The sequence below is a fragment of the Ensifer adhaerens genome (genome assembly GCF_000697965.2).
Lineage (GTDB): Bacteria > Pseudomonadota > Alphaproteobacteria > Rhizobiales > Rhizobiaceae > Ensifer > Ensifer adhaerens.
On the sequence record NZ_CP015880.1, the window covers coordinates 3,963,609 to 3,989,005 of the forward strand.

Genomic DNA, 25,397 nt, shown 5'->3' on the forward strand with positions numbered 1-25,397 from the left:
AAAAGAGGCGATGGCCTCTTTCTTCGACAGCGATTCTCCGAGCAACCTCACCGAATACTCGGTGTCCGAGCTTTCGGGCTCGATCAAGCGAACGGTCGAACAGGCCTTCGACCAGGTGCGCGTGCGCGGCGAAATCTCCGGCTATCGCGGCCCTCATTCGTCGGGCCACGCCTATTTCGCGCTCAAGGACGATCGGGCGCGCATCGATGCAGTCATCTGGAAGGGTACCTTCTCGCGCCTGCGCTTCCGTCCGGAAGAGGGCATGGAGGTGATCGCGACCGGCAAGGTCACGACCTTCCCGGGCTCGTCGAAGTATCAGATCGTCATCGAGATGATGGAACCGGCCGGCGCCGGCGCGCTGATGGCGCTGCTCGAAGAGCGCAAGCGCAAGCTCGCCGCCGAAGGGCTGTTCGACGCCAATCGCAAGCGGCAGCTGCCCTATATGCCCAAGGTGATCGGTGTCGTGACGTCGCCGACCGGTGCCGTCATCCGCGACATCCTGCACCGCATCGCCGACCGCTTTCCCGTCCATGTCGTCGTCTGGCCGGTTCGCGTGCAGGGCGATGGCTCGGGTGACGAGGTTGCAGCGGCGATCCGCGGCTTCAACGCGATCGAGCCCGGCGGGCCGATTGCGCGGCCGGATGTCCTGATCGTCGCGCGTGGCGGCGGCAGCCTCGAAGACCTCTGGGGCTTCAACGACGAGGCCGTCGTGCGCGCCGCCGCCGCCTCCGGGATCCCGCTGATTTCGGCCGTCGGTCACGAGACCGACTGGACGCTGATCGACTATGCCGCCGACCAGCGCGCGCCGACGCCGACGGGTGCAGCGGAAATGGCGGTGCCGGTCAGGGCCGATCTCGAAGCCGGTCTCTCCGGCCTGTCGGCACGCCTCAAGTCGGCTGTCGGACGCCAGATGGACAATCGCCGCCAGGCGGTGCGGTCTCTGGCGCGGGCGCTGCCGTCGCTCGACCAGTTGCTGGCGCTGCCGCGCCGCCGTTTCGACGAGGCTGCACTCGGGCTCGGGCGCGGGCTCACGATGAACACGGCCAACAAGCGCCGTCAGTTCGAACGCGTGTCTGCCGAGCTGCGTGCCGACCTTCTCAAGGGCAAGCTTTCCGAGCGTCGCCAGCGCCTGGTCGACGCCATGAACAAGGCCGACCGCATCGTCGAGCGGCAAGTCCATCGCGGCGAGGCGCGGGTTTCTGCGGCCGACGCTGCGCTGCGCGCCTTACCCTCGCGCCTCATCGGCCAGATCCATCGGGCATCCGATCGCGTCGCCGGGCTTGCTGCCCGGTCCGATGCGGCCGTGCGCGCAGACGTGCGACGCCTGCGCAGCGTCATCGTCGCCCAGGATCGCATCCTGCAGTCGCTTTCCTATCGCAACGTCCTGCAGCGCGGATTTGCGCTGGTGCGCGATGCCGAAGGCGGGCCGGTGCGCCAGGCTGCATCCGTCTCGGTCGGCATGACGCTCAGCCTGGAATTTGCCGACGGTCGCGTGTCGGCGATTGCCGGCGACGGGGAGGGCGAGCCAGGTTCTCCGCCGACGGCGCCCCGCAAGAAGCAGCCGAAGCCCGCAGACCCGGCGGGAGAGCCGCCGAAACAGGGTAACCTGTTCTAGCGCGTCATCCCGCTGTCATGCCGACGACGTAGCGCCAGCGTTCGCAAGAGAGTGACGGAGCCCGGCATGGTCGAGCGAGCCAAGATTATCTTCATCCACGGCGCTTCCAGCAGCGGGAAATCGACGCTGGCGCGGGCGGTCCAGGCGCAGATCGGCGCGCCGTTCTGGCATGTTTCGATCGACCATCTTCGCGATTCGGGGATGGTGCCAATGGAACGGTTCCGCCGCGGCGATTTTCGTTGGAAGGAACACCGGGCGCGCTTCTTCGACGGTTTTCACCGCTCGCTGGTCGCCTATGCGTCAGCCGGCAACAATCTCCTGCTGGAGCACATTCTCGAAGAGCCCGGCTGGGCGTCTGAGCTCGCGGTGATGCTTCAGCCGTTCGATGTGTTTTTTGTCGCGCTTCACTGTGAACTCGACGAACTGGTCCGGCGCGAACGGCTTCGCGCCGACCGGCCGATCGGCAGCGCCGCAGATGATTTTCACCGCATTCACGTCGGACAGTGTTACGATCTGGAGCTTGGTTCGGGACAGGCCGCCGATGACGCCGCCGCGCAGTTGATTTCCGCATGGTCGGTGCGCCGCTCGCCCTCCGTCTTTGACACACTGGCGCTGGAAGCCCGGCCAGGATCGGGCAAATCCCCGTTCTGAAGAAGGCGGCTGCTGGCGGTCTAGGGAGCGAGCGTGTCCGCTCGCATGACTGCCTCCTCGGCGCGGCCTGACGGTCGCGAAAAACGGCATTGTATTCGGTTGATTTTTAAGCTCATTTTCCCGGCGACGGATCTTGATTCCAGATCGATATGTTAGGAACACCGCATGCGCATCCTGCTCGTGCTTGCCCACCCGCTCGAAGACAGTTTTGCCGCGAACGTGGCGCGTGAGGCGCGCGCCGCCTTGGAGGCGAGCGGACATTCGGTCGACTTGCTCGATCTCTATCGCGAGGATTTCGATCCGCGCCTCAGCGTCGCCGAGCGCGGCAGTTACTTCTCCGACACCTATGATCGGTCAGGCGCGGCAGACTGGATCGGCCGGCTGCAGGCGGCCGATGGGCTGGTGCTCGTCTTCCCGCAATGGTGGTTCAATTTTCCGGCGATCCTGAAGGGCTTCTTCGATCGCGTCTTTGCGCCGGGCATCGCCTTCGACAACGACCCGGCCGGCGGCCGCATCATCCCGCGGCTCCACAATATCAAGCTCTTCTGGGCGCTGACGACGACCGGCTCGCCCTGGTGGGTGGTGCATCTCTACATGGGCAATCCGGTGAAGCGGCTCTTGAAGCGCGGCATCGCCGCCTTCTGCGCCAAGGGACTGAACTTCCGCATGCTCGCGCTGCACGACATGGACCGGGCGACCGACGCCAAGCGCAAGGCGCATCTGCAGCGTGTCCGTCGGCTTGCCTCCAGTTTGTGATCGCGGCTACTCGAAGGTCGCGAGATATTTGCGCAGCAGTGCGTTGAGCACCACGCGTTCCTCGGGCGACAGCGCGGAAACGACGCGATGCTGGTTGGCCACATGCGCGGTCGCGGCCTCGTCGACACGGCGCAAGCCCTCGTCCGTCAAGGCGATGATCACCCCCCGCCTGTCCTCGGGATTGGCGATCCGTTCGACGAGCCCGGCCTTTTCAAGCTGGTCGATGCGGTTGGTCATGGTGCCGGAGCTGACCATGGTCGTATCCAAAAGGTCTCCGGGCGAAAGCCGATAGGGCGGTCCGGACCGACGAAGCGTCGCGAGCACGTCGAAGCTCGACGCATTCAATCCGCGCTCGGAAAACGACTTCTCGATTTCCCGGGCGATATGTGTCGAAACCCGTGAGAGCCGGCCAAGCAGGCCCATGGCCGAAACATCGAGGTCCGGCCGCTCCCGGTGCCATTGGGCCAAAATCCTGTCGACGCGATCCATCAAACCCTCCATGCATTTATCTCAGCATAGAGTATCTTGACTTAGAGATAAACCGCGTTATCCTCATTTTATCTTGATATAGAGATTCTTGAGGTAAAGATATGAGTTCGAGCCGCACCGTCGACCTTGCCTTGACCGCGCTGGCACCGGCCATCTGGGGCAGCACCTATCTTGTCACCACAGAGTACCTGCCGTCTGGCTATCCGTTGACGGTCGCCATGCTGCGGGCGCTGCCGGCGGGGTTGCTCCTGCTCTTGATTGTGCGGCGCCTGCCGGACGGTATCTGGTGGCCGCGGACCTTCGTGCTCGGCGCGCTCAACTTCTCCTTCTTCTGGGCCATGCTGTTCGTTTCCGCTTACAGGCTGCCAGGCGGCGTCGCCGCAACCGTCGGTGCCGTTCAGCCGCTGATCGTCATCCTGTTGTCGCGCGTCTTCCTGGGCTCGCCGATCCGCCTGCTCAGCGTGGTTGCCGGCCTTGCGGGCATTGCCGGCGTCGCCCTGCTGGTGTTGACGCCGGGCGCCGCGCTCGATCCGCTCGGGGTGCTCGCTGGTCTCGCCGGAGCCGTCTCCATGGCCTTCGGCACGGTGCTGAGCCGCCACTGGGCGCCGCCGGTTCCGCCGCTCACCTTCACTGCCTGGCAATTGGCCGCCGGTGGCCTCATGCTCGTGCCGGCGGCGCTGTTCTTCGAGCCGTCGCTGCCGCCGCTGACCACCGCCAACGTCCTCGGTCTCGCCTATCTCGGCCTGGTCGGCGCCGCCTTCACCTATCTGCTCTGGTTCCGCGGCCTGTCGCGCCTCGAACCTTCTGCCGTCTCGCCGCTCGGTTTCCTGAGCCCGGTCGTTGCCATCCTGCTCGGCTGGGGCGTGCTCGGCGAGCAACTGACGCCGGTGCAGGCGCTCGGCATCCTTGTCGTCTTCGTCAGCGTCTGGCTCAGCCAGCGCGCGCAACTCGCCCCCAAGGTGCGACCGGCGCGGGCCTGAAAGCAGGGCTTGCAACCACAGCGCATGCGCTTCACATTGCCGGCAACGTCAATCCTCAAAGAAGCGCACGCCCTGATGACCGAGCATCTGACGCCAGCGCTCTATTCCGATCTCCTCCGTTTCGCGAGGCGGCAAAGCCGCCGTGCGGCCGAAGCGGAGGATTTGCTGCATGAGGCGCTGATCGTCGCGCTCAAGGCAGGGCGTTTTCCAACCGGCGGCGATCGCGCCTGGTTCTGCGGTGTTCTCCGCAAGCTCGCAGCGATGCAGGCGCGCACCGCTGCTCGCCGTTTGCGCCGGGAGCTGCAAGCGGACGTTTCCGAAGCGGAAGAGCGGCGCTCTGGCGATCCGCTGGCCTTCGCCGTCACGCTTTCCCCGAGCCTCAGGATCGTGATGCTGCTGGCGATCGGCGGCCACAATCGCCTCGAAATCCGTCATCTCCTCGGCATTTCCGATGAAGCGCTGCGCCAGCGCATCCTGATGCTGCGCCGGGCCTGGCGCGATGCCGGCCATGTCGAGACCAATCTGGAGTTGACCGGACTTCGCTATCCGCTCGAAAGCGGCCGTATTCGTCAGGCCCTGCTGCCGGTCACCCGCGGCGGCCGCGCCGCCTTTGCCAGCCACGATCCGGACGGCCATCTCTTCGCGATCAATTTTTCGCCGCGCGTGTCTCACGAAACGGCAACCGGCGGCAACAAGCCGGCGTAACAAACACAAGGGAAGCAACCAATGTTGTCGAAACCACGTATCGGGGCCATCTGCTACTTCGTCTCGGATCTCACCCGCACCGAAGCCTTCTACCGTGATGTTCTGGGTCTCAACGTCCAGCGCATGGAGGACGACGAAGCCGGCTCCTGGCTGATGGCGAAGATAGAAGACGAGGTCGAGTTGATCTTCTTCGTCGTGGAGAGCAAGCCGGGCAACACACCGATCGTTGTGTTCGATCTCGCCGAGGGCGGCATCGACGATGTGGTCGCGGGCCTCGCTGAAAAGGGAACCACCATCGTCACGCCGGTGAGCCATGCGCCCGGCGGCTGGTCGGCAGAATTCGCCGATCCCGATGGCCACGTGCTGTCCCTCTACCAATCGGCGGAGATGCCGCGTCTGAAGCGGGCTGCCAACGGCTGAAGGGGCAATTTCCCCAATAGAAAAGGCCGCCGCATGTGTTGCGGCGGCCACAAGCCTTTCAGGTCGGACGAGACCGGGGAGGGGCCGTGATCAGGCCCATTCACCCTTTCGCATGACCGGAACGCGGCTACCATCGGCGCGCACGCCGTCGATGTCGACCTGGCCCGAACCGATCATCCAGTCGATGTGGATCAGGCTGGAATTGCCGCCCTGGGCGCGGATCTGTTCCGGCGTCAGCTTGGTGTCGTCGACGAAGCAGCCGGAATAGCACTGGCCGAGCGCGATGTGGCACGAGGCGTTTTCGTCAAACAGCGTGTTGTAGAACAGGATGCCGCTTGCCGAGATCGGCGAGGAATGCGGCACCAGAGCCACTTCGCCGAGCCGGCGCGCGCCCTCGTCGGTGTCGAGCACCTTGTTCAGTACTTCCTCGCCGCGCGATGCCTTGGCTTCGACGATCCGGCCGCCCTCGAAACGCACCTGGATGTTGTCGATCAGCGTGCCCTGGTGCGACAGCGGCTTGGTCGAGGAGACATGGCCTTCGACGCGCAGCGCATGCGGCGTCGTGAACACTTCCTCGGTCGGGATGTTCGGGTTGCAGGTGACGCCGTTCTTGGCCTCCGATGCGCCGCCGCACCAGAGATGGCCATCGGCAAGCCCGACGGTCAGATCGGTGCCCGGGCCGGTAAAGTGCAACGCGGCAAAGCGCTCGCCGTTCAGCCAGGCCGAGCGCCGGGCGAGGTTGGCGTTGTGCTCCTTCCAGGCGGCCACCGGATCGGCGACATCGACGCGCGAGGCGGCGAAGATGGCGTTGGCGAGCTTCTCGACGGCAACCTCTTCCGGGTCGTTCGGGAAGACGAGCTTCGCCCAGGACGGGTTCGGGTAGGAAACGATGTTCCAGTTGATGTCGAAGTTCGAGATCTTTTCGAGCGCCGGCTTATAGGCAATGGAATTTGCCTTGTTGGCCCGCGCCACCTTGGCCGGATCCTGCGCCGAAAGCATCATCGGGTTGTCGCCGGAGATCGCAAGCCGCGCTGCACCACCGGCGAAAGCTTCGGCCATGCCCTTGAACAGCCAGTCGCTTGCCCGGTCGAAGCTCTCGTCCGGTGCATAGGCATAACGCGAAAGCGTCGTGTCCTCGTCCGAATAGAGAGTCGTCACGAGGCCTGCACCGGCCTTGTAGGCGTGCTTGGTGATAAGGCGAACAAGCGGCATCGCCGCGACCGGCGCAGTCATGACAAGGTCCTGACCGCGCTGAAGCTGCAGGCCGACCTGGATCGCGACTTCCGCGAGCTTGTCGAGTTTCACCGGGTCGATCGGATCGGGCGTATTGGCGGGAAAGGTCATGATCTACCTGTCTTTCTGAAATCGGAAGAAGAAGACTTAGAGCGCTTTGCGGCGAAAATGAAGGCTGAGCCCGGGAGGTTTAGTGCAATCAGCGCGCGCCGAGCCCCGCACGCACCCGCTCGACATTGCTCCTGTGCACAGCCTCATAAGGCGCGAAATAGAGGATCGCGCCGGAGGCGATATCCTCGGCGGCGAATTCCTTGAGTGCGCCGATGGCAGCACCGGTCGCGATCGCGCGGGTCAGCCGCTCGAGATAGCCGCGATTGGCATCGATCAGTTTCGGTCCGTAGCCGCCGCTGGCGATGCGTTCGCGGTCGCCATGGGCGGGTAGAATCCGAGCAATCGGCCATTGCCGCAGGCGCTTGAGTTCCGCGATGTGCGTCGCCGTCTGATCAGCCTCGCTGATGAAGGTCGTCGTATCCTCGAGCGTATCGCCCGCCAGCAGCAACTTCTCCTCGGGCAGCCAGATCACGTTGCCGTCGGCGCTATGGATGGCGAAGTGATGCAGTTCGACCCGGCGTGCGCCGACGGTCAGTGCAAGCGTCTCGTCGAACAGGCGGTTCGGCATCACGAGGGGCTGGATCGGCGGCGTCGCCGTTTCGATCTTCTCGCGGTTTTCTTCAAGTTTCGCTGCCGTCAGCTTGAGGGCGATGATCTCGCAATCGGCAAAGACCGCATTTCCGGCCACATGGTCCTTATGCCAATGGCTGAGCACGACGCGGATCGCGGTGACGCCAAGGCTTTCGAGATGGTTGCGGATCGCCCGGGCGTGATCGAGCGAGATATGCGTGTCGTAGACCAGCGCTTGCGTGCCGTCGACGATGGCATAGGAGGCGACGCCGAGTTCGTAGGCGCCGTCATCGAGCCAGTTCGCCGCCTGCGAATAGAGCCGCACTCCGGCAACGCGCCCGTCATAGTAGGCATAGACGCCGGGATAGGGCTCAAGAACCGTAAGGGTCGAGATCATGTCGGTCACAAGGCGCTCCTCCAGCATGGCTTGCGCCCTGTCATAGAGCAGGCGCGCGCCAAACTGAAGGACGGCGTGATCTCGCGCTCTTCGCTATGCCTGTCCGGCGCGCAGCAGGTAGGCGTCGTGCTCCCTGAGGAAGGTCATCAGCCGCTCACCGTAATCCGGCGTCACGGCCGCCTTGACGCTCGGCCGCTCGGCGAGCGCCTTGCGCCAGGCGCCGACACGATCGAGTCCGTCGAAAATGCCGTGATCTGCAAGCGTGTCGAAGAGATCGAAGTAACGGAAGATCGGTGCGAAGACCGCATCGACGAGCGAAAATTGTGTACCGGCAAAGTAGGGACCTTCGCCAAGTGCCGCTTCCATGGTCACAAGTTTGCCGGCCACCGCCTGGCGTTTCTGTTCGTAGGTTTCCCGGTCCTGAGCAGTCTCGAAGCCCCAGAGATCCGAAAGGATCGACGAGCCGAATTCCATCCAGCCGCGATGACGGGCGCGCTCCAGCGCATCTTCGGGGTGAAGCTTCGGGCCGGCTTGGCTTTCCTCGACATATTCGGCGATGACGGAGCTTTCAAACAGTACCTTTTCGCCGCTCTGCTGCGGCACCTGCAACAGCGGCACCTTGCCGAGCGGCGAGATTTTCAGGAACCAGTAGGGCTTGGCCTTGAGGTCGATATAGGTCCGCTCGAAGCGAACGCCTTTTTCGTCGAGCGCGATCGAGGCACGCTGCACATAGGGGCAGAGATGGTGGCTGACGAGGGTAAGCATGGCAATCTCCCGGTTGAGGTAAAGTAGATGCATATGCATGTATGTGGGCTTGCTTCGACTTTCAAGATGGATGTAATTGCATCTATGAGCAAAGAGACGAAAATCGACGAGAAGGGCCCTGGCCCCGAAACGACCGCGGCCTGGATCGGCCTGATGCGCGCACGGGAATGCGTGCTTGCTCGGATCGAGGCCGATTTCAAGGGGGCCAGCCTGCCACCGCTTGGCTGGTACGACGTGTTGTGGGAACTGGTTCAGGCCGAAGACGGCCGGCTGCGGCCCTTCGAGATCGAGGCGCGCACCTTGCTCGCGCAGTATAACTTGTCGCGCCTGATCGATCGCCTGGTCAAAGAGGGGTTGGTCCGTCGCGAAGCCTTCGACGCCGACGGTCGCGGCCAATGGGTTGTCGTCACCGAGGCCGGAAGGGCGCTGCGCGTGCGCATGTGGCAGACTTATGGGCCTTCGATAGAGGCCCATGTCGGCGCCCGGCTGACAGAAGCGGAGGCGCGGCAGCTCGCGGGGCTGCTGGCGAAGCTCAGGTAGAGCACGTCAGTTCTCAAACAGGGTACCGGCGAACGATCGGGTAGCGCCTTCCAGGCAAGTTACCCCTCACCTTAGCGCTCTTCCTGCAGGGGGGAGAGGGGGCGTGCTGGCGTGCTGTTCGTAGCGCCGCCGACCGGAGCCGTCACAGGAGAGGGAGGTCGTCGTTGCTGAGACGAACGGGACCATGCGTCTCCTTCGCCCCGCTCGCGGGGAGAAGGTGGCCGGCAGGCCGGATGAGGGACCCCGACGGAACGAGCGTCAATCTAGGACGCCGTCGTCGCCTAGCTGCTCAGCCCGAACGACTTCTCCAGCGCTTCCCAGGTCTCGTCCATGGCGAAGGTGCCGGAGAGATAGGGAATGGCCACGTGTCCATAGAGCGGCGAAAGCTGCCACTCGGCCGTTTCCTCGTCGACCCCTGCGATCTGCTGCAGGTAGATCGTCGAGACGAGGCCGGTGCGGTCGGCGCCGGCCTTGCAGTGGATCAGAAGCGGCTTTGGCGCGTCCCTGAGGATCGCCATCAGCGCGTCGGTTTCCTTGCGGTCGATCTCGGCCGAAGCGGACATGGGGAAGTTGATGAGCCGGATACCGTTGCGCTCGGCGGCGGCAACCTCATCGCGATACCAGCGCTCGTCCGGCTTTTCGCCGCGCAGGTTGAGAATGGTGCGGATGCCGTAGGCCTTGGAATAGGCGGCGATCGCCTCCGGCGTCGGCTGTGCCGAACGGTAGACCTCACCGGCCACGAGCGTATGGAAATTGCCGGTCCACTGAAGACCGACGAGGTAGATGACCAGGGCCGCGACGAGCGCAGCCGTGCCGACGGCGAGGCGCTTCAAAAGACGCTTCGCGCTGGGAAATCTTGCAAATGCCATGTGAGAGACCCGACGCCGTTCGAAGGCGGGCGTGCATGCAAAAATTGCACATTTCGTCCCCGCATCAGCGGCTCGTATAAGGCATCTGTGATATTTTGATGGCAGCGCCTCAGGCGATGAGCGGTGCGGCGATCGCCTTTAGCGTGGCCTGGGCGTCGCGGGGTGCAAGCCGCACCTGCAGACCGCGCTGTCCGCCATTGATGTAGACCTGCACTTCGGCAAGTGCGGCCTCCTCGATTGCCGTCGGCACGTGTTTTTTCTGGCCGAACGGGCTGATGCCGCCGACATGGTAACCGGTCAGCCGCTCGGCATCCGCCGGCTTCATCATCGCCGCCGACTTGCCGCCGAAGGCGGCGGCGAGCTTCTTCATGCTGACCTCACGATCCGAGGGAACGACGCAGCAGACCGGCTTGCCGTCGACTTCAGCCATCAGCGTCTTCAGCACCCGGCTCGGATCCTCGCCGAGCGCCTCGGCCGCCTGCAGGCCGACGCGCTCCGCATTGGGATCATAGTCATAGGCATGCACGCTGAAGGTGACACCGGCCTTCGAAAGCATCTGCGTGGCGCGCGTGGTCTTCGACATCGTCGTCGCTCCAAATGGGGGTCAGGCTTTGGCGAGTACGGCCTCGTAGAGGTCCGGCTTGAAGCCGATCAGCAGATTGCCGTCCGCTTCGAGCACCGGACGCTTGATCATCGAGGGCTGGGCGAGCATCAGCGCAATCGCCTTCTGTTCGTCGAGGCCCTGCCTGTCGGCCTCGTCGAGCTTGCGGAAAGTCGTGCCGGCGCGGTTCAGCACCGTTTCCCATCCGGCCTCCTTGCACCAGCGCTCGAGATGCGGGCGGTCGATGGCCTCGGCCTTATAGTCGTGGAAGCGATAGGCGATGCCCCGGCCGTCGAGCCAGGTGCGGGCCTTCTTCATCGTGTCGCAGTTCTTGATGCCGTAAATCGTAACCGTCATTCCCATGCTCCAGCCGCAGCGAGCAATTCCGAACGGCCGCGCCGCTGGGAATCGCGCAATTTCAAAGCGTGGCAGGAGTGATAGCCGCCCGATGCGCGGGAGGGAAGACCGAGACCTTGCGTCAGGTCACGCCGGCGTAGCGTCCCGGCTTGTGATTGATCGCCAGCGTCATGTTGACGACAGCGGCCCCGATCACCGAGAGCACCAGGTTCGATGGCGGCAACACGAAGAAGGCGGCAGCCAGAATGGTGAGATCGACCGCCAGCTGGAAATAGCCGGCACGGACGCCGAACCTTTCCTGGAGATAGATCGCGACGATGTTGATGCCGCCAAGCCCGGTGCGATGGCGAAAGAGGATCAACAGGCCCATGCCCATCAGCCCGCCGCCGACAACCGCCGCATAGATCGGGTCAAGCCGGGCGATCTCCACCCAGCCGGCCGTCAGCCGAGAAAACAGCGAGACGAGGCTGACGGCGATGAAGGTGCGCAGTGCAAACATCCAGCCGAGCCGTTTGACCGCCAGGACGTAGAAGGGCAGGTTGACGAGCGAAAAGACCAGCCAGAACTCGGCGCCGGTCGCATATTGCAGAAGCAGTGCCAGGCCCGACGTGCTGCCCGTGAGCAGCATCGCCTTGCTGTAGATGATGATGCCGAGCGACATGATCAGCGTGCCCGTCAGGATCGCCAGCGCATCCTCGTAGAGGCGATGGCGTTCAGTCGGGGTTTCTGTCGCGTCGATGCTGTGCTCGGCCATCATGGTCCTCAGAGGTTCTTGAAGTTGGCGATGACGCCGTCGACTTCCGCCGTCTTCAGGCCGGCAATGTTGATGCGGCCGGAACCGGGCATGTAGATGCCGTGCTCGTTCCGAAGCCGCATGACGTCGGCCTCGGCAAGCGGAAGCAGCGAGAACATGCCTTCCTGGCTGGCGACGGCGCCGAGCGCCTGCCAGCGATCGCGCAAGCCTTCGGCGAGCGCGCGGCGGATGTTGGTGATGCGCAGCCGCATGGTTTCGAGTTCTGCTTGCCAGTCACGCTTGAGCTCGGCGTCGGAAAGGATCATCCGCACGATTGCAGCACCGTGATCCGGCGGCATCGAGTAGCTGGTGCGGGCAAGGCCGGCGAGGTTGGAGCGGACCGTATCGGCCGAAGACGAGGAGGCCGTCACCGCGAAGATCGCGCCGGCGCGCTCGCGATAGAGCCCGAAGGACTTGGAGCAGGAAACGGCAACCAGCGCTTCCGGAACGACGCCGATCAGGTGGCGGAGACCGGCGACATCCTCGTCGAGACCGCGGCCGAAGCCCTGGTAGGCAAGGTCGACGAGCGGCAGCAGGCCGCGCTCGGCGATGACGGCGGCAAGCTCCATCCACTGCGCTTGCGTGATGACGCCGCCCGTCGGGTTGTGGCAGCTCGCATGCAGCAGCACGGCGTCGCCGGCGGCAGCGCTCTGGAGCGCCGTTATCATGGTGTCGAAGAGCACGGTTTGCGTCGGCACGTCGAAGAACGGGTAACCGGCGGGCTCAAGGCCAGCGGTCTTGAAGATGCTGGCATGGTTTGGCCAGCTCGGCAGCCCGATCCAGATGCGCTTGCCGCCCATCTGGTGGATAAGGTCGGCCGCGAGCCGGAGAGCGCCGGAACCGCCCGGCGTCTGCACGCCGGCGATATGGCTGCGATCGATGGTATCGCCACCGACCAGCGTCCAGAGATGATCGATAAAGACGAGATCGCCCTCGGGGCCGACATAGGACTTGCTGTCCTGCGTTTCGAGCAGGCGCTTCTCCGCTGCCTTGACGGCGCGAAAGATCGGGGTGTGGCCGGTTTCGTCGCGGTAGACGCCGACGCCGAGATCGACCTTTCCGGGGCGCTCGTCCTTGCGGTAAAGCCCGATCAGGGCCAGCAACGGATCATCGGGTTGGCGGGTCAGAGCGTCGAACATGCCGGAAATTCCCCCTTGAGTGGCAGCGATGCGTTATCGGTCGAGAAAGCCTGCCGGCCGCCGTTCCTCCGGCTGCCCTGCGGCTTTCTTCTTAAGTCAGCGCAAGCGCAAAATCGATGCGATATTTGCCACAGAGACAATATCGACAGCGTGCTATTTGCGCAAAATTCTGCAATTCATTTGCTGATTTGCGTGCTGCGGCATATTTCCTGAAGCCGAAATCGAAGCGTTGGGGGCGATGATGGTCGAGAAGATGGCGGTGGAACTGGATCAGATCGACCGGCGGATCATCCGCCTTCTGGTGGAGGATGCATCGCTCAGCAACAACGCGCTGGCGGCGAGAGTCGGGCTCTCGCCGGCGCCGTTGTCGCGCCGCCTTGCCCGGCTCTATGCGGCCGGCGTCATCCGCCAGACGGTGGTCGTCGATCCGAAGGCAGCCGGCATCGGCTTCCAGGCCTTCGTCGAGGTGACGCTGGAGCGCACCGCAAGCAAGGTCGGCCAGCGCTTCATCGAGCTGGTGTCGCGCATGCCGGAGGTGGTGGAATGCCACACGGTCGCCGGCGATTTCGATTTTCTTCTGAAGATCGCGGTGCGCGACGTCGCGGATTACAAACGCCTGCTCTGGAGCGAATTCGAGCAGATCGCCGAGATCAAGACGTTGCGCTCGACCATTCTGCTCGACAGCCCAAAGATGACGGCCGCCACGGGGGCGTGACGGCCGCTTGAACATTCAATCCCAAGTCCTAGGCTTCGAGCGACCCGGGTTTGCGCCCGGCGCTCGACGGCGCAGCGCAGGCGATCTTCATCAAGTCCGAGCGCCGGCGTGCAAGGCGGGTCGAGACGCGGGTGACAATCAGCCCGTCCTGCGGCGCGCGCACCTCGAGGGCGCCGTCCGCCTGGCCGGGGCGCGTAAGGATCGTTGCGAGCAGATCGCCCGCCTTCACGCTCTCGCCGATATCCCGGTGGAACAGGATGGCGCCGGCCTCAGGGGCCCGGATCATCTCGATGTTGTCGAGCGGTGCGATGATGCCAGCGAAGGGTGCAATTGTTTCTTCGTCACCGGTAATGACGCCGCGGGCGACGAGGAAGCGGAAGACCCCTACGGCATCCTTGCGAGCAAGCTCCGGATAGACGTCGCGCGTGCCGCGAAGCTCGACCGTCACCGAGAGGCGTCCCGGCAGGCGTGTCTTCTTCTGCCCGGTTTCGTATTTCCAGGCATAGGCGACAGCCTCCTCGAAGGCGGAGCTTTCGCCGTCCGAAAGGAAGACCGCCTCCATATCGAGCGCCGAGGCGAGGTCGCCCGCTTCCGGCCAGAAGGCGTCGTCGATATAGGCGTATTGCAGCGCCTCGTCGTCGCAATGAAGATCGAGCATCAGGTCGGCGCCGAGCGCCATATGCAGCAGCTGCCGTTTCAGCCGATCCGTCGCCGAGTAGCGGTCGAGATCGTCGATCAGCCGGTCACGGTCGCCAAGCGTGATCAGCGGAAAATCACGGTTGAAGTTCGTGCGTGAGCCGAGGTCGAAGCGGCCCTGCAACTCGCCGAAATGCGACTGCGCGGTGCCGATCGGATTTGCCTGGGGCACGACGGTGATGTCGCCGAGGATGGCGCCGTCTTTCTCCGCCTGCTGCAGCCGCTGCAGCAGGAAATGGGCAAGTGCGGTGCCCGGCAGTTCGTTGGCGTGCAGCGCCGCCTGGATGTAGGTCTTCGGTGCAGCGGCCGTTCTGCCCTTGAAACGGAAAACCGGCAGGCGCCATTCGATACCGGGCGTATCGCCGGCGATGATGATTTCGGAAACGTCCATGGGCTCCTCCCGTATCGTTCGTTGGTCGCGCTTATCGGCATTCCCAAGGCGCTCCGCAAGTCGCTAAGAACTAGGGTGCGGTTTCGGGTTGCGCCGACGTCGCTCTGGCTTTGACATGATCGGCAGGCCTATTGTTCCGTGAAGCATCCAGCACAGGTGGGAGACAGCAAGATGATCCTGATCGGCCAATATGACTCCCCCTTCGTGCGACGCGTGGGCATCGCGCTCAGCCTTTACGACATCCCGTTCGAACACCGTCCCTGGTCGTCCTTCGGCAATGCCGACGAGCTTCGGGCCTACAATCCGCTGACGCGCGTGCCGACGCTGGTGCTGGACGATGGGACGGTGCTTACCGACAGCCATATCATTCTCGATTATCTCGACAGTCTCGTTTCCGACGACCGGGTCCTGTTCCCGCGAACGGAACCGGCGCGCCACCGGGTGCTGAGAATCGCGACGCTTGCCACGGGCCTCGGCGACAAGGCCGTCAGCCTGTTCTACGAGAAGCGGTTGCACGGGGCGGTCTCGGCACTCTGGGTCGACCGCTGCCGCCGCCAGATCGAAGAGACGCTTCAAGTGCTCGAAACGAGCCGCGCGCAAAGCACGGGCGCCTATTGGTTCGGCGAGCGCATCGGCCATGTGGATATCGCCGTTGCGGCCGTGTTGCGCTTCCTCAAGGAGGTGCATCCCGATCTGGTCGCGATGGGGCGCTATCCGCGTCTGCAGGCGCATGCGGACATGCTTGAAGCGCTTCCGGTGTTCCAGACGATCAGCCAGCCCTTCATTCCGCCCGCGTAAGGGGGGCTCCCCGTCGGAGCCGGGCTGGCACATCACCAAGGTGTACGGCTACCTTCCGCCTGGACTTCAGCGCGACGGCAATAGCGGCCAGCGGGCGAGGATCTTCGTAGAGCCCGCCCCCTGGCGGGCATGGATCAGAACGAGTTCGCGCGCCACCCAGGAGACCGGTTCGGAAACGCGGAGATCCGGCGCGACCCGATCGTTCCGGTAGAGCGTCATATGGGGGATTGCCATGAGCGGGCGTTTGAGCGCCTCGATCTGCCGGACCAGCGCGCTGAAGCCCGGCGCGGCGTCGCGCGTCGTCAGGGCGCGCGGCCGGTCGCGGCCATTGCCGTTGCTGACCAACCTGTCGAGGCGGATCTCGACCGCTGGCACGTCGACGCGGTCACCCTGCCGCAGCGCATCCGCAACCGCGAAGTCGGGCAAGCCGCGGCCCTGCCAACGCTTGTCGACAGAGACGTGCAGGCGATCGGGCCGATAGATGAAGCCATCCGCCATCTGGTCGGCGAAATCCCTTTCGGCAATCGCCAGTGCCTTCGTGGCAGCCGGCTCGTCCGGAAGCAGCGCGAAGTAGAGGATGTCGATTGCCGGCGCTGGCTGGGGACAGCCGAGATCGAATGCGAATTGGTTCGACGACATGGTACCCTCCGCCGCCCGGGTCGCGCGCCACGACATGTGGTCTCGACCGGAGATGGGGATGCCGGCTGACAATGCCAAGGACATCCGGCGGGGAATGGAAGACTTCACCCGTTGGCTGACGCTGTTGTTTCGCTACTCCGTCGGCATCCGGCCAAATTTCTGCAAATTCGGATCGAGGCGGTCCCAGGCAAGGCCGCGCACGGCGTAGGTCACCGCTTGCGGTCTGTAACGGCTGGGATCGTCGAGGCTTGCAGCGCGAACGCTGAAGAACTCCGGCATGGCTGAGAAGGTCATGTAGACCGGAGAGCCGCAGCTGGGGCAGAAGCCGCGCGTCTTCACATGGCCGCTGTCGGCGACCATGTCCCAATGCGAGGCCTGACCTTCGAGCTTCACGCCCTCGCGGCGGAACGTCATATGCGATCCGTGCCCGGTCCCGCTTTCGTGCTGGCAATCACGGCACTGGCAGTCGTTGGAGAAGACCGGTTCTCCTGAGATCTCGTAGCGGATCGCGCCGCAGGCGCATCCGCCGATATAGGACTTGCTCATACATTCGCTCCAGTCTCGGGCACGGCAAAGCCTTTCGCGTGGCTGCGAGGGCGACGCCGACCAATCACTTTGCCTGTTTCGGGGGGGCCGGATCGCTATGGCGACCCGGCCTGGGCTTCAATGCTGTTCGTCGGTAATGGTGCCGAGCCGCGACAGGACCTTCGGCCAGCCATTGCTCATGTTGGCATAGGCGCTGTCGTTCTTCGGCGTGACGAAGCCGGAATGAACGAGCCGGAGGCGGGTGCCGTTGTCGACCTTCGTCAGCGTCCAGGTGACGACCGTATCGAGACGCGAGCCATAGCCGCTGTTGCCTTCGTCGCCACCTTTCCAGGAGTAGACGAAACGCTCATGCGGGCGCACCTCCAGCACCTGGCAACGGATGGTCCCGTCCCATGCGCCGGCGGGCGTCGTCCGGAAGGTGAAATGGGTGCCTTCCACCGGTTGGAAACCGGTCGGCGGCATGATCCATCGGCCCATCAATTCGCCGTTGGTCAGTGTCCTCCAGATCGTCTCGGGCGTATGCGGAAAGACCTCGTCGACGACGATATCCTGGGTCTCGAGTTTCAAGGCTGCTGCGTCGGTCATGGATCGATCTCCTTGAGAAGGGTGCGCAGATTGGCGAAGCGGTCACGCCAGAAGGTGCCGTAGTGGCTCATCCAGTCGACGAGCGGCGCCAGGCCCTCGGGCTCGGCGCGGTAATAGACGTTGCGGCCCTCCGGACGCTCGGCGACGAGACCCGCCTGTTTCAGCGACTTGAGGTGCTGCGAAACCGCGCCCTGCGTCACGCCGCTGCCGCGCGTCAGTTCAACGACGGTGATCTCGTCGGCATTGGCGATGCGCTCGAACACGGCGCGCCTGGTCGGATCGGCAAGGGCGCGCATGACGGCGGTGATGGGAGCGGTTTCGATCATCATGGATAAATAAATAGCGGATACTAATTGATTAGTCAACGCTATTGATTTGAATGCTGCTGCAGAACGAAAAGGCACGCTCGAGGCGTGCCTTCAGTCGCTTTGATCCCCGGAGCACATTGCCTCAATGCGGGCTCGCCGTCGGGCGCACGATGATCTCGCTGACGTCGACATCGTCGGGCTGTCCGATGGCGTAGGCGATCGACGACGCGATGGCGTCAGGACTGATGCAGACGGCCCGCCATTCCTTCATGGTTTCTCGTGCGGTCAAATCGCTGATCGTATAGGCGAGTTCGGAGGTCGTCGTTCCGGGCGAGATGACGGTAACGCGGATGCGGTCGGTCTCCTGCCTCAGGCCGTCCGAGATCGCCCGGACGGCGAACTTGGTGGCGCAATAGACGGCGGCCGTCGGCGACACGGAATGGCCGCCGATCGAGGAGATGTTGATGATCTGCCCGTCCCCTTGCGCGCTCATGATCGGCAGGGCCGCGGCGATACCGTAGAGCACACCCTTGATGTTCACGTCGACCATGCGGTCCCACTCGTCGACCTTGAGCGCTGCCAGCGGCGACAGCGGCATCACGCCGGCATTGTTGACGATGACATCGAGGCGGCCGAATTCGGCCTGGGCAAAGCGGGCGAAGGCGGCGACGTCGCCGCGGTCGGTAACGTCGAGCACGCGAAAGCGGACCTCGCCGCCGGCGCCGGCGATTTCGCCGGCGATGCGTTCCAGCCGGTCGGACCGGCGTGCGCCAATCACGACCTTGGCTCCGGCAGCCGCCAGCAGCTTCGCAGCGGCTTCGCCGATGCCGCTGCTTGCGCCGGTCACGGCCACGACTTTTCCGTGAACATTTTCCATGGATATGCCCTTTCGAAAGGTGCGTTTCTGTTTGAGTCCGGCTCGGGCGTTGGGCCTGAGCGCCGGTGAGACAGAAGATAGAAAGGGCGACCCGTTCGATCGAGGTGCCGATCGAGCATGGGGCGGTCAGAAATTCTAACCAAAGATCTGGCGGCAACAGGGCCGGCAATGGCGTCCACCAGGATCTTCCGGATTGTCTTCGGGACAAGCAAAAGGGCGACGCGTCGCGCTTCGCCCTTTTGCCTTCGTTGCCGGTTGATATCGCTTATTCGCTCGCCTGCGCTGCCTGCTCGATCAGCTTGGCGACCGCTTCCGGCTTCGAGACGTAGATGGCGTGGCTGCCGGATGTTTCGACCACGGTGGAGCCCGCGCGTTTTGCCATCTGGCGCTGGGCGGCCGGCGGGATCATGTGGTCGTCGGTCGCGACCAGATAGAAGCTCGGCTTCTCCTTCCAGGCCGGAGCGGTGACGGCGCCGGCTGCCGCTTCGACGCCCCACGGGACCTGGGAGTCGGCCATGAAGGCGGCAATCTCAGGATCGACATCGGCCGCGAAGGCGGCGGCGAACTTTTCCTTGTCGAGCGAGAGGAAACCATCGACCGGCGGCAGGATCGGCGGAACGGGCGCGCCGGCCGGCGGGTTGGCGATGAGCGAGGAAACGGACTCGCCCTTATCCGGCGCGAAGGCGGCGATGTAGACGACAGACTTCACCTTCTCATCGGTGCCGGCTTCCGAAACGACCACGCCGCCATAGGAGTGGCCGACGAGCACGATCGGGCCGTCCTGAGCGGCGATCGCACGCTTGGTGGCCGCGACGTCGCCGGCAAGCGTCAGGGTCGGGTTCTGTACGATGGTGACGTTGTAGCCGTCCTTCTTCAGGATGTTGTAGACGCCCTGCCAGCCGGAGCCGTCGGCAAAGGCGCCGTGAACGAGCACGACATTCTTGGTGGCGGGGGCGGCCTGGGCCGGCGTCAGCGCGCTTGCGGAGAGGGCGAAAGCGGCGGCGGTGATGAGGGACTTGAGCATTTCGGGTCTCCTTCGTTGAGTTGTTTTGCGCGATATTCATTATCGCGATAACAATCATATACGGCGACTCCGATTTCTTGTAAAGATATTAATTATCGCGATATCTATTTTCGCGGCAGAAGCCGCAAAGCGCCACAAGGAGGTTGGAATGCCTGACGAACCGACAACGCTGCCGCTCGACAGCCAGCTCTGTTTTTCGATCTACTCGGCGTCGATCGCCATCAACCGCGTCTACAAGCCGATGCTCGATGCGCTCGGTGTGACCTACACGCAGTATCTCGTCCTGAGCACGCTTTGGGAGAGGGATGGGTTGACGATCTCGGCGATTGCCGATCGGCTGGGTCTGGAATCGAGCACGATCACGCCGGCTGTGAAGCGGCTCGAAGCTGCCGGCTTCCTGGGGCGGCATCGCAGCGTCACCGACGAGCGGCAGGTCGAGGTCCACCTCACCGCGAAAGGGCGCGGCCTCCACGTGAAGACCGGCTGCCTGACCGATGCGCTTCTGGAAAACTCCGGCTTCACGGTGCCGGAAATGATCGATTTGAACGAGCGGGTGCGGAAACTCCGCGATGGCATGCGCGACGCGGTGAAGTAGCGCTGCACCCGGGCCGCGACTGTGCCGGGAAGCAAAAAGGGCGCGCCGAAGCACGCCCTTTAACATTTTTTATCACCGACGCAGCAGATGCGTCCGCGCGTTTATTCCCACTCGATCGTGCCCGGCGGCTTCGAGGTGACGTCGTAGACGACGCGGTTGATGCCGCGGACCTCGTTGATGATACGCGTCGCCGCGCGGCCGAGGAATTCCATGTCGTAGTGGTAGAAGTCCGCCGTCATGCCGTCGACCGAGGTGACGGCGCGAAGTGCACAGACGAACTCGTAGGTGCGGCCATCGCCCATGACGCCGACGGTCTGCACCGGCAGAAGCACAGCGAAAGCCTGCCAGATGGCGTCATAGAGGCCGGCCTTGCGGATTTCGTCGAGATAGATCGCATCCGCTTCGCGCAGGATCTCGAGCTTCTCGCGGGTGATGCCGCCCGGGCAACGGATGGCAAGGCCCGGACCCGGGAAGGGGTGGCGGCCGATGAAGCTGTCGGGCAAGCCGAGTTCGCGGCCGAGCACGCGCACTTCGTCCTTGAAGAGTTCGCGCAGCGGCTCGACGAGCTGCATGTTCATGCGCTCCGGCAGGCCGCCGACATTGTGGTGCGACTTGATGGTCACCGACGGGCCGCCGGTAAACGAGACGCTTTCGATCACGTCGGGATAGAGCGTCCCTTGGGCGAGGAAGTCCGCACCGCCGAGCTTCTTTGCCTCTTCCTCGAACACCTCGATGAACAGGCGGCCGATGATCTTGCGCTTGGTTTCCGGATCGCTCTGGCCTTCCAACTCGCCGATGAACCGGTCGGAAGCGTCGACGTGCAGGAGGTGGAGGTTGTAGTGCTCCTCGAACATCGCAACGACGTTCTTCGCCTCGTCCTTGCGCATCAGGCCGTGGTCGACGAGGATGCAGGTGAGCTGGTCGCCAACGGCTTCATGGATCAGCAGTGCCGCAACCGAGCTGTCGACGCCGCCCGAGAGCGCGCAGATCACCTTCTTGTCACCGACTTGACGGCGGATCGCCTCGACCGCCTTGGCACGATAGGCCGACATCGACCAGTCGCCCTTGATGCCGGCGATCTTGTGCACGAAGTTGGAAATCAGCTTGGCGCCATCGGGCGTGTGCACGACTTCCGGATGGAACTGCACGGCGTAGTACTTGCGCTTCTCGTCGGCGATGAAGGCGAAGGGGGCGTTGGCGGAGGTCGCGACGACCTCGAAGCCTTCGGGGATCGCGGTGACGCGGTCGCCATGCGACATCCAGACCTGGTGGCGCGAGCCGAGGGACCAGAGACCGTCGAACAGCGCGCATTCCTTTTCGACTTCCAGGAAGGCGCGGCCGAATTCACGGTGATGGCCGCTCTCGACCTTGCCGCCGAGCTGGGCGCAGATGGTTTGCTGGCCATAGCAGATGCCGAACACCGGCAGGCCGGAATCGAAGATCACCGAGGGCGCACGCGGCGAGCCGATATCGAGCGTCGAGGCCGGGCTGCCGGAAAGGATGACGGCCTTCGGCTTCAGCCGCTGAAAACCTTCTTCGGCCGACTGGAACGGCACGATTTCGCAATAGACACCGGATTCGCGCACGCGCCGGGCGATGAGCTGCGTCACCTGGCTTCCGAAGTCGACGATGAGAACGGTGTCGGGATGGGCTGTCTGGGTCATTGGGTGCCTTCAAACAAGCTTGATCATGGCGAGCCTTTAATGAAAGCCCGCCATCGACGCAACGATTCAATTGCACCCGGACAATTCCGGGGTTTTGGAGCGGGATGAGGAAAAGTGCGTGCGGTTTTCCGCCCGCATCCCGCTCTGACTTGTGAGCATCGATCACGTTTATGGCTTTGGGTCGACCAGACCCGAAGCCATCGGGGTCTAGAGCGGGATCACGCCGCTCGAAACCGCATTCTCCAACCGGTCGATCACGCTTGCAAGCTTCTCGTCGATGACGTGAAGATACTCCGTCCAGTCGTTGACGTGCTTCAGTTCGGCCTTGCCGTCGGAAATGCCGCGAAGCGCAATCAAAGGAATGCCGAAGGACTGGCAGGCGCGCAGCACCGCGAAGGTCTCCATCTCGACCATGTCGGCGTCGATCGTCTCATAGGCAGCGCCCGAGACGATGTTGGCGCCGGTCGAAAGCCGCGCTTCCGGAACGCCGGGGATGCGTAGCGGCAGCGGCACCACGGCCGGAAGGTCGAGAAACGGCGTTGCGCCCTTCTCGAAGCCGAGCGGCGAGGCATCCATGTCGCGGTAGCCGACGGAAACCGCCTGGTAAACTTCGGTCTGTTCGAGCGTGGCGGCACCCGCCGAGCCGAGCGAAACGACGAGATCGGGCAGGGCCCGCTCGGCGGTGAGTTCGGCAAGCGTGCGCGTCAACACGACGGCCGCCTCGACCGGCCCGACGCCGGTCATCAGCGGCTTGATCCGGCCTTTCAGGTGCGGACCGTACTCGGCATCCACGGCCATGACGTAGAGCACCTTGTGTCCGGCAACGTCCTTGACGGCAAAACTCATCCTTCGATCCCTTCGCGTCCGCGCACAACCATCATCGTTCCGGTCATCGAGGCGATCAGCTTTGCCGGTCCGTCGGAGCGGATCGCATAGCCGCGACCGTCGGAAACGATGATCGTCGATCCGGGCTTTGTCACCTCGCCGCGGAAGAGGAAGCGTTCGCCGCGCCCGGGCGAAAGCAGGTTGACCTTGAACTCGATCGTCAGGATCGAGGCATCCGGGTCGATCACCGAATAGGCCGCATAGGTGCCGGCTGAATCGAGCGCCGCGGAGATCACGCCGGCATGCAGGAAGCCGTGCTGCTGCGTCAGCTTGTCGTCGAAGGGCAGCTCGATTTCGACCGTGCCTTGCTCGACAAGTGTCAGTTCGGCTCCGATCGTGCGCATTGCCGCCTGCCGCGCGAAGCTCTCGCGAATGCGCTTCCGGAAATCGGGGGGATCACGGTCGTCCATCAGTCCATGGGCCTTTGTGTCGGGCGGCATCATTATGACCGCGGGACAGTGGCACGGTCGTGAAGGTCGGACAAGTTCAATTCATGAGCAAAATCGCGCTGTTGAGCGCCGTCGCAAACGCAACCCAGGCGAGATAGGGAAGGAACAGCAGGGCTGAAATGCGATCCCGTTGCCAACTTGCGACGACGAAGCCGGCAACCGCGATCACGAGCGCGATGATCACGATCAGCGCCGACGCTATATCCTGCATGCCAAAGAACAGTGGCGACCAGAGGAAGTTGAGGATCATCTGCGCCAGCCACAGGCGCATGGCGGCGCTGCGCCGATGATCGAGAAACATGCGGGCGCCGACAACGCCGATCATCACGTAGAGGATCGACCAGACCGGCGCGAAGATCCAGTCCGGTGGATTGAAGGCTGGCTTTGCCAGCGACCGGTACCATTCGCCGGGGATGTTGTTGGTGCCGATGAGAAGGCCGAGGCCGAGAACGGCGGCGATGAAGACTACGTATAAGATGGTTCTGTTCATGATCTCGCCAGATAGAACAGACTTTCCGTCTTTCCAGCGGGGCCGCCGTTTTGAAGCCATCATGCACCACCTATATGAGCTGCCATGAAGACCTTCCGACGTATCGACATCCGGCCGGCCGGCCCGGATGACATCATGATGATCGCCTCCGTTATCGTCGAAACCTGGCGATCGACCTTCCGCGGGCTGATTTCCGATGCCTTTCTCGACGCCATGAGCATCGAGGAACAGGCGTTGCGCCACGCAAGACGCATGCGCATCGCCGACGTCTTCCATCTGGTTGCGGTTGACGTGAGCACGAACAAGGTGATCGGCTTTGCCAATTACGGCAAGGCGCGCTCGATGCCGCCGCGGTTCGACCGCGAGCTCTATGCGCTTTACATCCTGAAAGAGTTCCAGGGCGCGGGCATCGGCTCGGCACTGGTGCGCAGCGTCGCCGGTCACTGCCGGGAGCTTGGCGGCAAGTCGCTCTTTGCCTGGGTGCTTTCCAGCAACCCGAATCGGGGCTTCTACGAGCATCTCGGCGCCATTGCCGTTGGCCAGGGCCAGGTGAGCCTCGGCGGCGAAAACCACGACCAGACCGCCTATCGTTGGAACGATCTGGCAAAACTCTCCGGCGACGGCCGTTTTTCGGCCTGAGATCGTCTTAGGCCTAAGCCAACCGCACGATGTGCTGGTCCCAGGCCACTCGGCTCTTGTTAGCCTTGAAGTGGCCGTCATAGGAGGAAACGGCAAAGCCGTGGTCGGCACTGGCGACCCCCGCCGCATCGGCGACGCGCTCTTCCTTCAGCACGGTACCGGTTCGTGCATCGAGCATCACCGCCACGCCGCCCTTCGGCGAAGTCAGTCCGATCAGCCCCTCGTTCCGGTTGACGGCGATGGCGCCGACATAGTTCGCCAGCGCTTCCGTCGTGCGCTCGGGCAGAGACAGGAACTTCAGGTCTTCGCCCTGGGAAAACGAGCCGACGAGCGGCGGCAGGTCGCTGCGCGCACCCTCATACTGGCAGGCAAACCAGATCTCGCCCTTCGGACCGATATCGACATGCCGGGTCGACAGGCGGCTCAGATCATCCGGCAGACCGTGCTTCTGTACGAGCGCGCCGGTTCGCGTATCGACCAGCGTCAGGCTCGGCTCCATATGGTCGAGATTGAGCTTGGTGCGGCCAAAATCCGGATGGGTCTCGATGCCGCCATTTGCAATCGCCAGCAGTTTCCCGTCGGCGCTCAGCGTCATGTCGTGTGGGCCGATGCCGTAGGTCGGGAATTCGCCGATGCGGGTGAAGTGGTCGCTGCCGTCATAGATGCCGACCATGCCGCGATTGGCGGCAAAGTCGTTCTCGGTGGCGTAGAGCAGCTTGCCGTCTGCCGAGAAGCAGCCATGGCCGTAGAAATGCCGGCCGTCGGCAGCGGTGATCACGATCGGCTCGGCCGTGCCGTCGGTTGCAAGGATCATCGCATAGGTGCCCGGCCTGCGGGCAAAGGCGACGATGCGGCGGCTGACGGGCGAATAGGCCATGCCGTGTGCACGGGCCGGCAGCGCCGTGCGGTCGATGATCTCGCCCGCTTCCGTCAGCGTCGCGACGCCATAGCTGCCGTCCGGCGCCATGAAGGCCGAGGCAAAGACGGCGTCGGCCCTGGTCAGGGCGAAGGCTCGCTCAGGCGCGAGGCTCGCCACCCAGGCCGCGCCCGCCATCCTCAGGAAACTGCGCCGGTCGATCAGGCCCGTGGCGGCTGTCATGCCATC

Annotated in this window: 32 protein-coding genes; 11 read left to right on the top strand and 21 right to left on the bottom strand. The window is 63.8% G+C overall.

Annotated elements, in window-relative coordinates; genetic code table 11:
* The first annotated feature begins 10 nt into the window (after positions 1-10).
* The 3 genes from xseA to FA04_RS19235 all read left to right on the top strand — a co-directional run bounded on the left by xseA (position 11) and on the right by FA04_RS19235 (position 3,022).
* Positions 11-1,615, top strand: a complete 1,605-nt coding sequence (xseA, locus tag FA04_RS19225) for an exodeoxyribonuclease VII large subunit (protein WP_034805207.1) — start codon at positions 11-13, stop codon at positions 1,613-1,615.
* A 66-nt stretch (positions 1,616-1,681) separates the two neighbouring features.
* Positions 1,682-2,266, top strand: coding sequence for a chloramphenicol phosphotransferase CPT family protein (locus FA04_RS19230; protein ID WP_051659678.1), 585 nt, complete (start codon positions 1,682-1,684; stop codon positions 2,264-2,266).
* A gap of 165 nt (positions 2,267-2,431) precedes the next feature.
* A complete protein-coding gene (locus FA04_RS19235; RefSeq protein ID WP_034804619.1) occupies positions 2,432-3,022 on the top strand; it encodes an NAD(P)H-dependent oxidoreductase in 591 nt (196 codons plus the stop codon).
* Between the two features lie 6 nt (positions 3,023-3,028).
* Here the strand turns inward: FA04_RS19235 and FA04_RS19240 are convergent, their stop codons facing one another.
* On the bottom strand, positions 3,029-3,523 hold the full coding sequence (locus FA04_RS19240; protein ID WP_090426724.1) for a MarR family winged helix-turn-helix transcriptional regulator: 495 nt from the start codon (positions 3,521-3,523) through the stop codon (positions 3,029-3,031).
* Positions 3,524-3,612: 89 nt separating this feature from the next.
* On the opposite strand from FA04_RS19240, the gene FA04_RS19245 reads away from it, so the two are divergent.
* The 3 genes from FA04_RS19245 (at position 3,613) to FA04_RS19255 (ending at position 5,616) form a co-directional block, all read left to right on the top strand.
* The gene (locus FA04_RS19245) at positions 3,613-4,491 is read left to right on the top strand and encodes an EamA family transporter (protein ID WP_034804613.1); all 879 of its coding nucleotides are present in this window, start codon (positions 3,613-3,615) and stop codon (positions 4,489-4,491) included.
* Positions 4,492-4,566: 75 nt separating this feature from the next.
* Positions 4,567-5,196, top strand: a complete 630-nt coding sequence (locus FA04_RS19250) for an RNA polymerase sigma factor (protein ID WP_034805190.1) — start codon at positions 4,567-4,569, stop codon at positions 5,194-5,196.
* Positions 5,197-5,217: 21 nt separating this feature from the next.
* Positions 5,218-5,616: a VOC family protein gene (locus FA04_RS19255; protein WP_034804610.1), complete on the top strand. Its 399-nt coding sequence runs from the start codon at positions 5,218-5,220 to the stop codon at positions 5,614-5,616.
* Between the two features lie 90 nt (positions 5,617-5,706).
* Here the strand turns inward: FA04_RS19255 and FA04_RS19260 are convergent, their stop codons facing one another.
* The 3 genes from FA04_RS19260 to FA04_RS19270 form a co-directional block, all read right to left on the bottom strand.
* On the bottom strand, positions 5,707-6,960 hold the full coding sequence (locus tag FA04_RS19260; protein ID WP_034804607.1) for an aminopeptidase: 1,254 nt from the start codon (positions 6,958-6,960) through the stop codon (positions 5,707-5,709).
* An 88-nt stretch (positions 6,961-7,048) separates the two neighbouring features.
* The gene (locus FA04_RS19265; RefSeq protein ID WP_034805188.1) at positions 7,049-7,927 is read right to left on the bottom strand and encodes an MBL fold metallo-hydrolase; all 879 of its coding nucleotides are present in this window, start codon (positions 7,925-7,927) and stop codon (positions 7,049-7,051) included.
* Positions 7,928-8,020: 93 nt separating this feature from the next.
* On the bottom strand, positions 8,021-8,692 hold the full coding sequence (locus tag FA04_RS19270; protein ID WP_234798718.1) for a glutathione S-transferase family protein: 672 nt from the start codon (positions 8,690-8,692) through the stop codon (positions 8,021-8,023).
* Between the two features lie 84 nt (positions 8,693-8,776).
* Here FA04_RS19270 and FA04_RS19275 point away from each other — a divergent pair, with 84 nt between their 5' ends.
* On the top strand, positions 8,777-9,232 hold the full coding sequence (locus FA04_RS19275; protein ID WP_234798719.1) for a MarR family winged helix-turn-helix transcriptional regulator: 456 nt from the start codon (positions 8,777-8,779) through the stop codon (positions 9,230-9,232).
* A 281-nt stretch (positions 9,233-9,513) separates the two neighbouring features.
* On the opposite strand, the gene FA04_RS19280 is transcribed toward FA04_RS19275, so the two are convergent.
* The 5 genes from FA04_RS19280 to tatA all read right to left on the bottom strand — a co-directional run bounded on the left by FA04_RS19280 (position 9,514) and on the right by tatA (position 12,991).
* Complete coding sequence (locus tag FA04_RS19280; protein WP_051659676.1) at positions 9,514-10,101, bottom strand: dual specificity protein phosphatase family protein; 588 nt, start codon at positions 10,099-10,101, stop codon at positions 9,514-9,516.
* Between the two features lie 109 nt (positions 10,102-10,210).
* Positions 10,211-10,684 (bottom strand): Cys-tRNA(Pro) deacylase, encoded by a 474-nt coding sequence (ybaK, locus tag FA04_RS19285; protein ID WP_034804568.1) that lies wholly within the window; start codon positions 10,682-10,684, stop codon positions 10,211-10,213.
* Positions 10,685-10,705: 21 nt separating this feature from the next.
* Complete coding sequence (locus FA04_RS19290; RefSeq protein ID WP_034804565.1) at positions 10,706-11,059, bottom strand: ArsC family reductase; 354 nt, start codon at positions 11,057-11,059, stop codon at positions 10,706-10,708.
* Positions 11,060-11,180: 121 nt separating this feature from the next.
* The gene (locus FA04_RS19295) at positions 11,181-11,816 is read right to left on the bottom strand and encodes a YitT family protein (protein WP_051659675.1); all 636 of its coding nucleotides are present in this window, start codon (positions 11,814-11,816) and stop codon (positions 11,181-11,183) included.
* 5 nt (positions 11,817-11,821) lie between these two features.
* Positions 11,822-12,991: a tyrosine aminotransferase gene (gene tatA / locus FA04_RS19300; protein ID WP_034804559.1), complete on the bottom strand. Its 1,170-nt coding sequence runs from the start codon at positions 12,989-12,991 to the stop codon at positions 11,822-11,824.
* A gap of 238 nt (positions 12,992-13,229) precedes the next feature.
* Between tatA and FA04_RS19305 the strand changes: the two genes are divergently transcribed.
* On the top strand, positions 13,230-13,706 hold the full coding sequence (locus tag FA04_RS19305; RefSeq protein WP_034804555.1) for an Lrp/AsnC family transcriptional regulator: 477 nt from the start codon (positions 13,230-13,232) through the stop codon (positions 13,704-13,706).
* Between the two features lie 28 nt (positions 13,707-13,734).
* Here FA04_RS19305 and FA04_RS19310 read toward each other — a convergent pair whose 3' ends face one another.
* Positions 13,735-14,793 (bottom strand): M14 family metallopeptidase, encoded by a 1,059-nt coding sequence (locus FA04_RS19310; RefSeq protein WP_034804552.1) that lies wholly within the window; start codon positions 14,791-14,793, stop codon positions 13,735-13,737.
* Positions 14,794-14,964: 171 nt separating this feature from the next.
* Between FA04_RS19310 and FA04_RS19315 the strand changes: the two genes are divergently transcribed.
* Positions 14,965-15,591 carry a glutathione S-transferase family protein gene (locus FA04_RS19315; RefSeq protein WP_034804548.1) on the top strand — a complete coding sequence of 209 codons (627 nt, stop codon included), beginning with the start codon at positions 14,965-14,967 and terminating at the stop codon, positions 15,589-15,591.
* 66 nt (positions 15,592-15,657) lie between these two features.
* On the opposite strand, the gene FA04_RS19320 is transcribed toward FA04_RS19315, so the two are convergent.
* From FA04_RS19320 to FA04_RS19345, 6 genes are all read right to left on the bottom strand, one after another.
* Complete coding sequence (locus tag FA04_RS19320; protein WP_034804545.1) at positions 15,658-16,230, bottom strand: 2'-5' RNA ligase family protein; 573 nt, start codon at positions 16,228-16,230, stop codon at positions 15,658-15,660.
* Between the two features lie 132 nt (positions 16,231-16,362).
* Positions 16,363-16,776: a GFA family protein gene (locus FA04_RS19325; RefSeq protein WP_034804542.1), complete on the bottom strand. Its 414-nt coding sequence runs from the start codon at positions 16,774-16,776 to the stop codon at positions 16,363-16,365.
* Positions 16,777-16,893: 117 nt separating this feature from the next.
* A complete protein-coding gene (locus FA04_RS19330) occupies positions 16,894-17,361 on the bottom strand; it encodes an SRPBCC family protein (protein WP_034804539.1) in 468 nt (155 codons plus the stop codon).
* Positions 17,358-17,687 (bottom strand): ArsR/SmtB family transcription factor, encoded by a 330-nt coding sequence (locus FA04_RS19335; protein ID WP_034805182.1) that lies wholly within the window; start codon positions 17,685-17,687, stop codon positions 17,358-17,360. Before FA04_RS19335 ends, FA04_RS19330 begins: the two co-directional genes overlap by 4 nt.
* A 124-nt stretch (positions 17,688-17,811) precedes the next feature.
* The gene (locus tag FA04_RS19340; protein WP_034804536.1) at positions 17,812-18,546 is read right to left on the bottom strand and encodes an SDR family oxidoreductase; all 735 of its coding nucleotides are present in this window, start codon (positions 18,544-18,546) and stop codon (positions 17,812-17,814) included.
* 265 nt (positions 18,547-18,811) lie between these two features.
* The gene (locus FA04_RS19345) at positions 18,812-19,570 is read right to left on the bottom strand and encodes an alpha/beta hydrolase (RefSeq protein ID WP_034804533.1); all 759 of its coding nucleotides are present in this window, start codon (positions 19,568-19,570) and stop codon (positions 18,812-18,814) included.
* A 148-nt stretch (positions 19,571-19,718) separates the two neighbouring features.
* On the opposite strand from FA04_RS19345, the gene FA04_RS19350 reads away from it, so the two are divergent.
* Complete coding sequence (locus tag FA04_RS19350) at positions 19,719-20,165, top strand: MarR family winged helix-turn-helix transcriptional regulator (protein WP_034804530.1); 447 nt, start codon at positions 19,719-19,721, stop codon at positions 20,163-20,165.
* Positions 20,166-20,266: 101 nt separating this feature from the next.
* On the opposite strand, the gene guaA is transcribed toward FA04_RS19350, so the two are convergent.
* The 4 genes from guaA to FA04_RS19370 form a co-directional block, all read right to left on the bottom strand.
* The gene (gene guaA, locus FA04_RS19355) at positions 20,267-21,829 is read right to left on the bottom strand and encodes a glutamine-hydrolyzing GMP synthase (protein ID WP_034804526.1); all 1,563 of its coding nucleotides are present in this window, start codon (positions 21,827-21,829) and stop codon (positions 20,267-20,269) included.
* A 207-nt stretch (positions 21,830-22,036) separates the two neighbouring features.
* Positions 22,037-22,675, bottom strand: a complete 639-nt coding sequence (locus tag FA04_RS19360) for a 5'-methylthioadenosine/S-adenosylhomocysteine nucleosidase (RefSeq protein ID WP_034804523.1) — start codon at positions 22,673-22,675, stop codon at positions 22,037-22,039.
* On the bottom strand, positions 22,672-23,124 hold the full coding sequence (locus tag FA04_RS19365; protein WP_034805179.1) for a PaaI family thioesterase: 453 nt from the start codon (positions 23,122-23,124) through the stop codon (positions 22,672-22,674). The genes FA04_RS19360 and FA04_RS19365 overlap by 4 nt, the downstream gene beginning before the upstream one ends.
* A gap of 76 nt (positions 23,125-23,200) precedes the next feature.
* Complete coding sequence (locus FA04_RS19370) at positions 23,201-23,653, bottom strand: TspO/MBR family protein (RefSeq protein ID WP_034804520.1); 453 nt, start codon at positions 23,651-23,653, stop codon at positions 23,201-23,203.
* Positions 23,654-23,737: 84 nt separating this feature from the next.
* Here FA04_RS19370 and FA04_RS19375 point away from each other — a divergent pair, with 84 nt between their 5' ends.
* Positions 23,738-24,292, top strand: coding sequence for a GNAT family N-acetyltransferase (locus tag FA04_RS19375; RefSeq protein WP_034804517.1), 555 nt, complete (start codon positions 23,738-23,740; stop codon positions 24,290-24,292).
* Positions 24,293-24,305: 13 nt separating this feature from the next.
* Here FA04_RS19375 and FA04_RS19380 read toward each other — a convergent pair whose 3' ends face one another.
* Complete coding sequence (locus tag FA04_RS19380; protein WP_034805176.1) at positions 24,306-25,391, bottom strand: DUF1513 domain-containing protein; 1,086 nt, start codon at positions 25,389-25,391, stop codon at positions 24,306-24,308.
* Between the last annotated feature and the right edge of the window lie 6 nt (positions 25,392-25,397).

Bases quoted from the DNA above. Each gene is read 5' to 3' on its own strand.
- guaA (WP_034804526.1), bottom strand. From the start codon at position 21,829: ATGACCCAGACAGCCCATCCCGACACCGTTCTCATCGTCGACTTCGGA.
- FA04_RS19370 (WP_034804520.1), bottom strand. From the start codon at position 23,653: ATGAACAGAACCATCTTATACGTAGTCTTCATCGCCGCCGTTCTCGGC.
- FA04_RS19340 (WP_034804536.1), bottom strand. From the start codon at position 18,546: ATGGAAAATGTTCACGGAAAAGTCGTGGCCGTGACCGGCGCAAGCAGC.
- FA04_RS19275 (WP_234798719.1), top strand. From the start codon at position 8,777: ATGAGCAAAGAGACGAAAATCGACGAGAAGGGCCCTGGCCCCGAAACG.
- FA04_RS19360 (WP_034804523.1), bottom strand. From the start codon at position 22,675: ATGAGTTTTGCCGTCAAGGACGTTGCCGGACACAAGGTGCTCTACGTC.
- FA04_RS19335 (WP_034805182.1), bottom strand. From the start codon at position 17,687: ATGATCGAAACCGCTCCCATCACCGCCGTCATGCGCGCCCTTGCCGAT.
- FA04_RS19375 (WP_034804517.1), top strand. From the start codon at position 23,738: ATGAAGACCTTCCGACGTATCGACATCCGGCCGGCCGGCCCGGATGAC.
- xseA (WP_034805207.1), top strand. From the start codon at position 11: ATGGCCTCTTTCTTCGACAGCGATTCTCCGAGCAACCTCACCGAATAC.
- FA04_RS19295 (WP_051659675.1), bottom strand. From the start codon at position 11,816: ATGATGGCCGAGCACAGCATCGACGCGACAGAAACCCCGACTGAACGC.
- FA04_RS19310 (WP_034804552.1), bottom strand. From the start codon at position 14,793: ATGGACGTTTCCGAAATCATCATCGCCGGCGATACGCCCGGTATCGAA.
- FA04_RS19230 (WP_051659678.1), top strand. From the start codon at position 1,682: ATGGTCGAGCGAGCCAAGATTATCTTCATCCACGGCGCTTCCAGCAGC.
- FA04_RS19320 (WP_034804545.1), bottom strand. From the start codon at position 16,230: ATGTCGTCGAACCAATTCGCATTCGATCTCGGCTGTCCCCAGCCAGCG.
- FA04_RS19260 (WP_034804607.1), bottom strand. From the start codon at position 6,960: ATGACCTTTCCCGCCAATACGCCCGATCCGATCGACCCGGTGAAACTC.
- FA04_RS19265 (WP_034805188.1), bottom strand. From the start codon at position 7,927: ATGATCTCGACCCTTACGGTTCTTGAGCCCTATCCCGGCGTCTATGCC.
- FA04_RS19245 (WP_034804613.1), top strand. From the start codon at position 3,613: ATGAGTTCGAGCCGCACCGTCGACCTTGCCTTGACCGCGCTGGCACCG.
- ybaK (WP_034804568.1), bottom strand. From the start codon at position 10,684: ATGTCGAAGACCACGCGCGCCACGCAGATGCTTTCGAAGGCCGGTGTC.
- FA04_RS19250 (WP_034805190.1), top strand. From the start codon at position 4,567: ATGACCGAGCATCTGACGCCAGCGCTCTATTCCGATCTCCTCCGTTTC.
- FA04_RS19330 (WP_034804539.1), bottom strand. From the start codon at position 17,361: ATGACCGACGCAGCAGCCTTGAAACTCGAGACCCAGGATATCGTCGTC.
- FA04_RS19365 (WP_034805179.1), bottom strand. From the start codon at position 23,124: ATGGACGACCGTGATCCCCCCGATTTCCGGAAGCGCATTCGCGAGAGC.
- FA04_RS19290 (WP_034804565.1), bottom strand. From the start codon at position 11,059: ATGACGGTTACGATTTACGGCATCAAGAACTGCGACACGATGAAGAAG.
- FA04_RS19280 (WP_051659676.1), bottom strand. From the start codon at position 10,101: ATGGCATTTGCAAGATTTCCCAGCGCGAAGCGTCTTTTGAAGCGCCTC.
- FA04_RS19235 (WP_034804619.1), top strand. From the start codon at position 2,432: ATGCGCATCCTGCTCGTGCTTGCCCACCCGCTCGAAGACAGTTTTGCC.
- FA04_RS19380 (WP_034805176.1), bottom strand. From the start codon at position 25,391: ATGACAGCCGCCACGGGCCTGATCGACCGGCGCAGTTTCCTGAGGATG.
- FA04_RS19315 (WP_034804548.1), top strand. From the start codon at position 14,965: ATGATCCTGATCGGCCAATATGACTCCCCCTTCGTGCGACGCGTGGGC.
- FA04_RS19305 (WP_034804555.1), top strand. From the start codon at position 13,230: ATGATGGTCGAGAAGATGGCGGTGGAACTGGATCAGATCGACCGGCGG.
- FA04_RS19350 (WP_034804530.1), top strand. From the start codon at position 19,719: ATGCCTGACGAACCGACAACGCTGCCGCTCGACAGCCAGCTCTGTTTT.
- tatA (WP_034804559.1), bottom strand. From the start codon at position 12,991: ATGTTCGACGCTCTGACCCGCCAACCCGATGATCCGTTGCTGGCCCTG.
- FA04_RS19270 (WP_234798718.1), bottom strand. From the start codon at position 8,692: ATGCTTACCCTCGTCAGCCACCATCTCTGCCCCTATGTGCAGCGTGCC.
- FA04_RS19345 (WP_034804533.1), bottom strand. From the start codon at position 19,570: ATGCTCAAGTCCCTCATCACCGCCGCCGCTTTCGCCCTCTCCGCAAGC.
- FA04_RS19325 (WP_034804542.1), bottom strand. From the start codon at position 16,776: ATGAGCAAGTCCTATATCGGCGGATGCGCCTGCGGCGCGATCCGCTAC.
- FA04_RS19255 (WP_034804610.1), top strand. From the start codon at position 5,218: ATGTTGTCGAAACCACGTATCGGGGCCATCTGCTACTTCGTCTCGGAT.
- FA04_RS19240 (WP_090426724.1), bottom strand. From the start codon at position 3,523: ATGGAGGGTTTGATGGATCGCGTCGACAGGATTTTGGCCCAATGGCAC.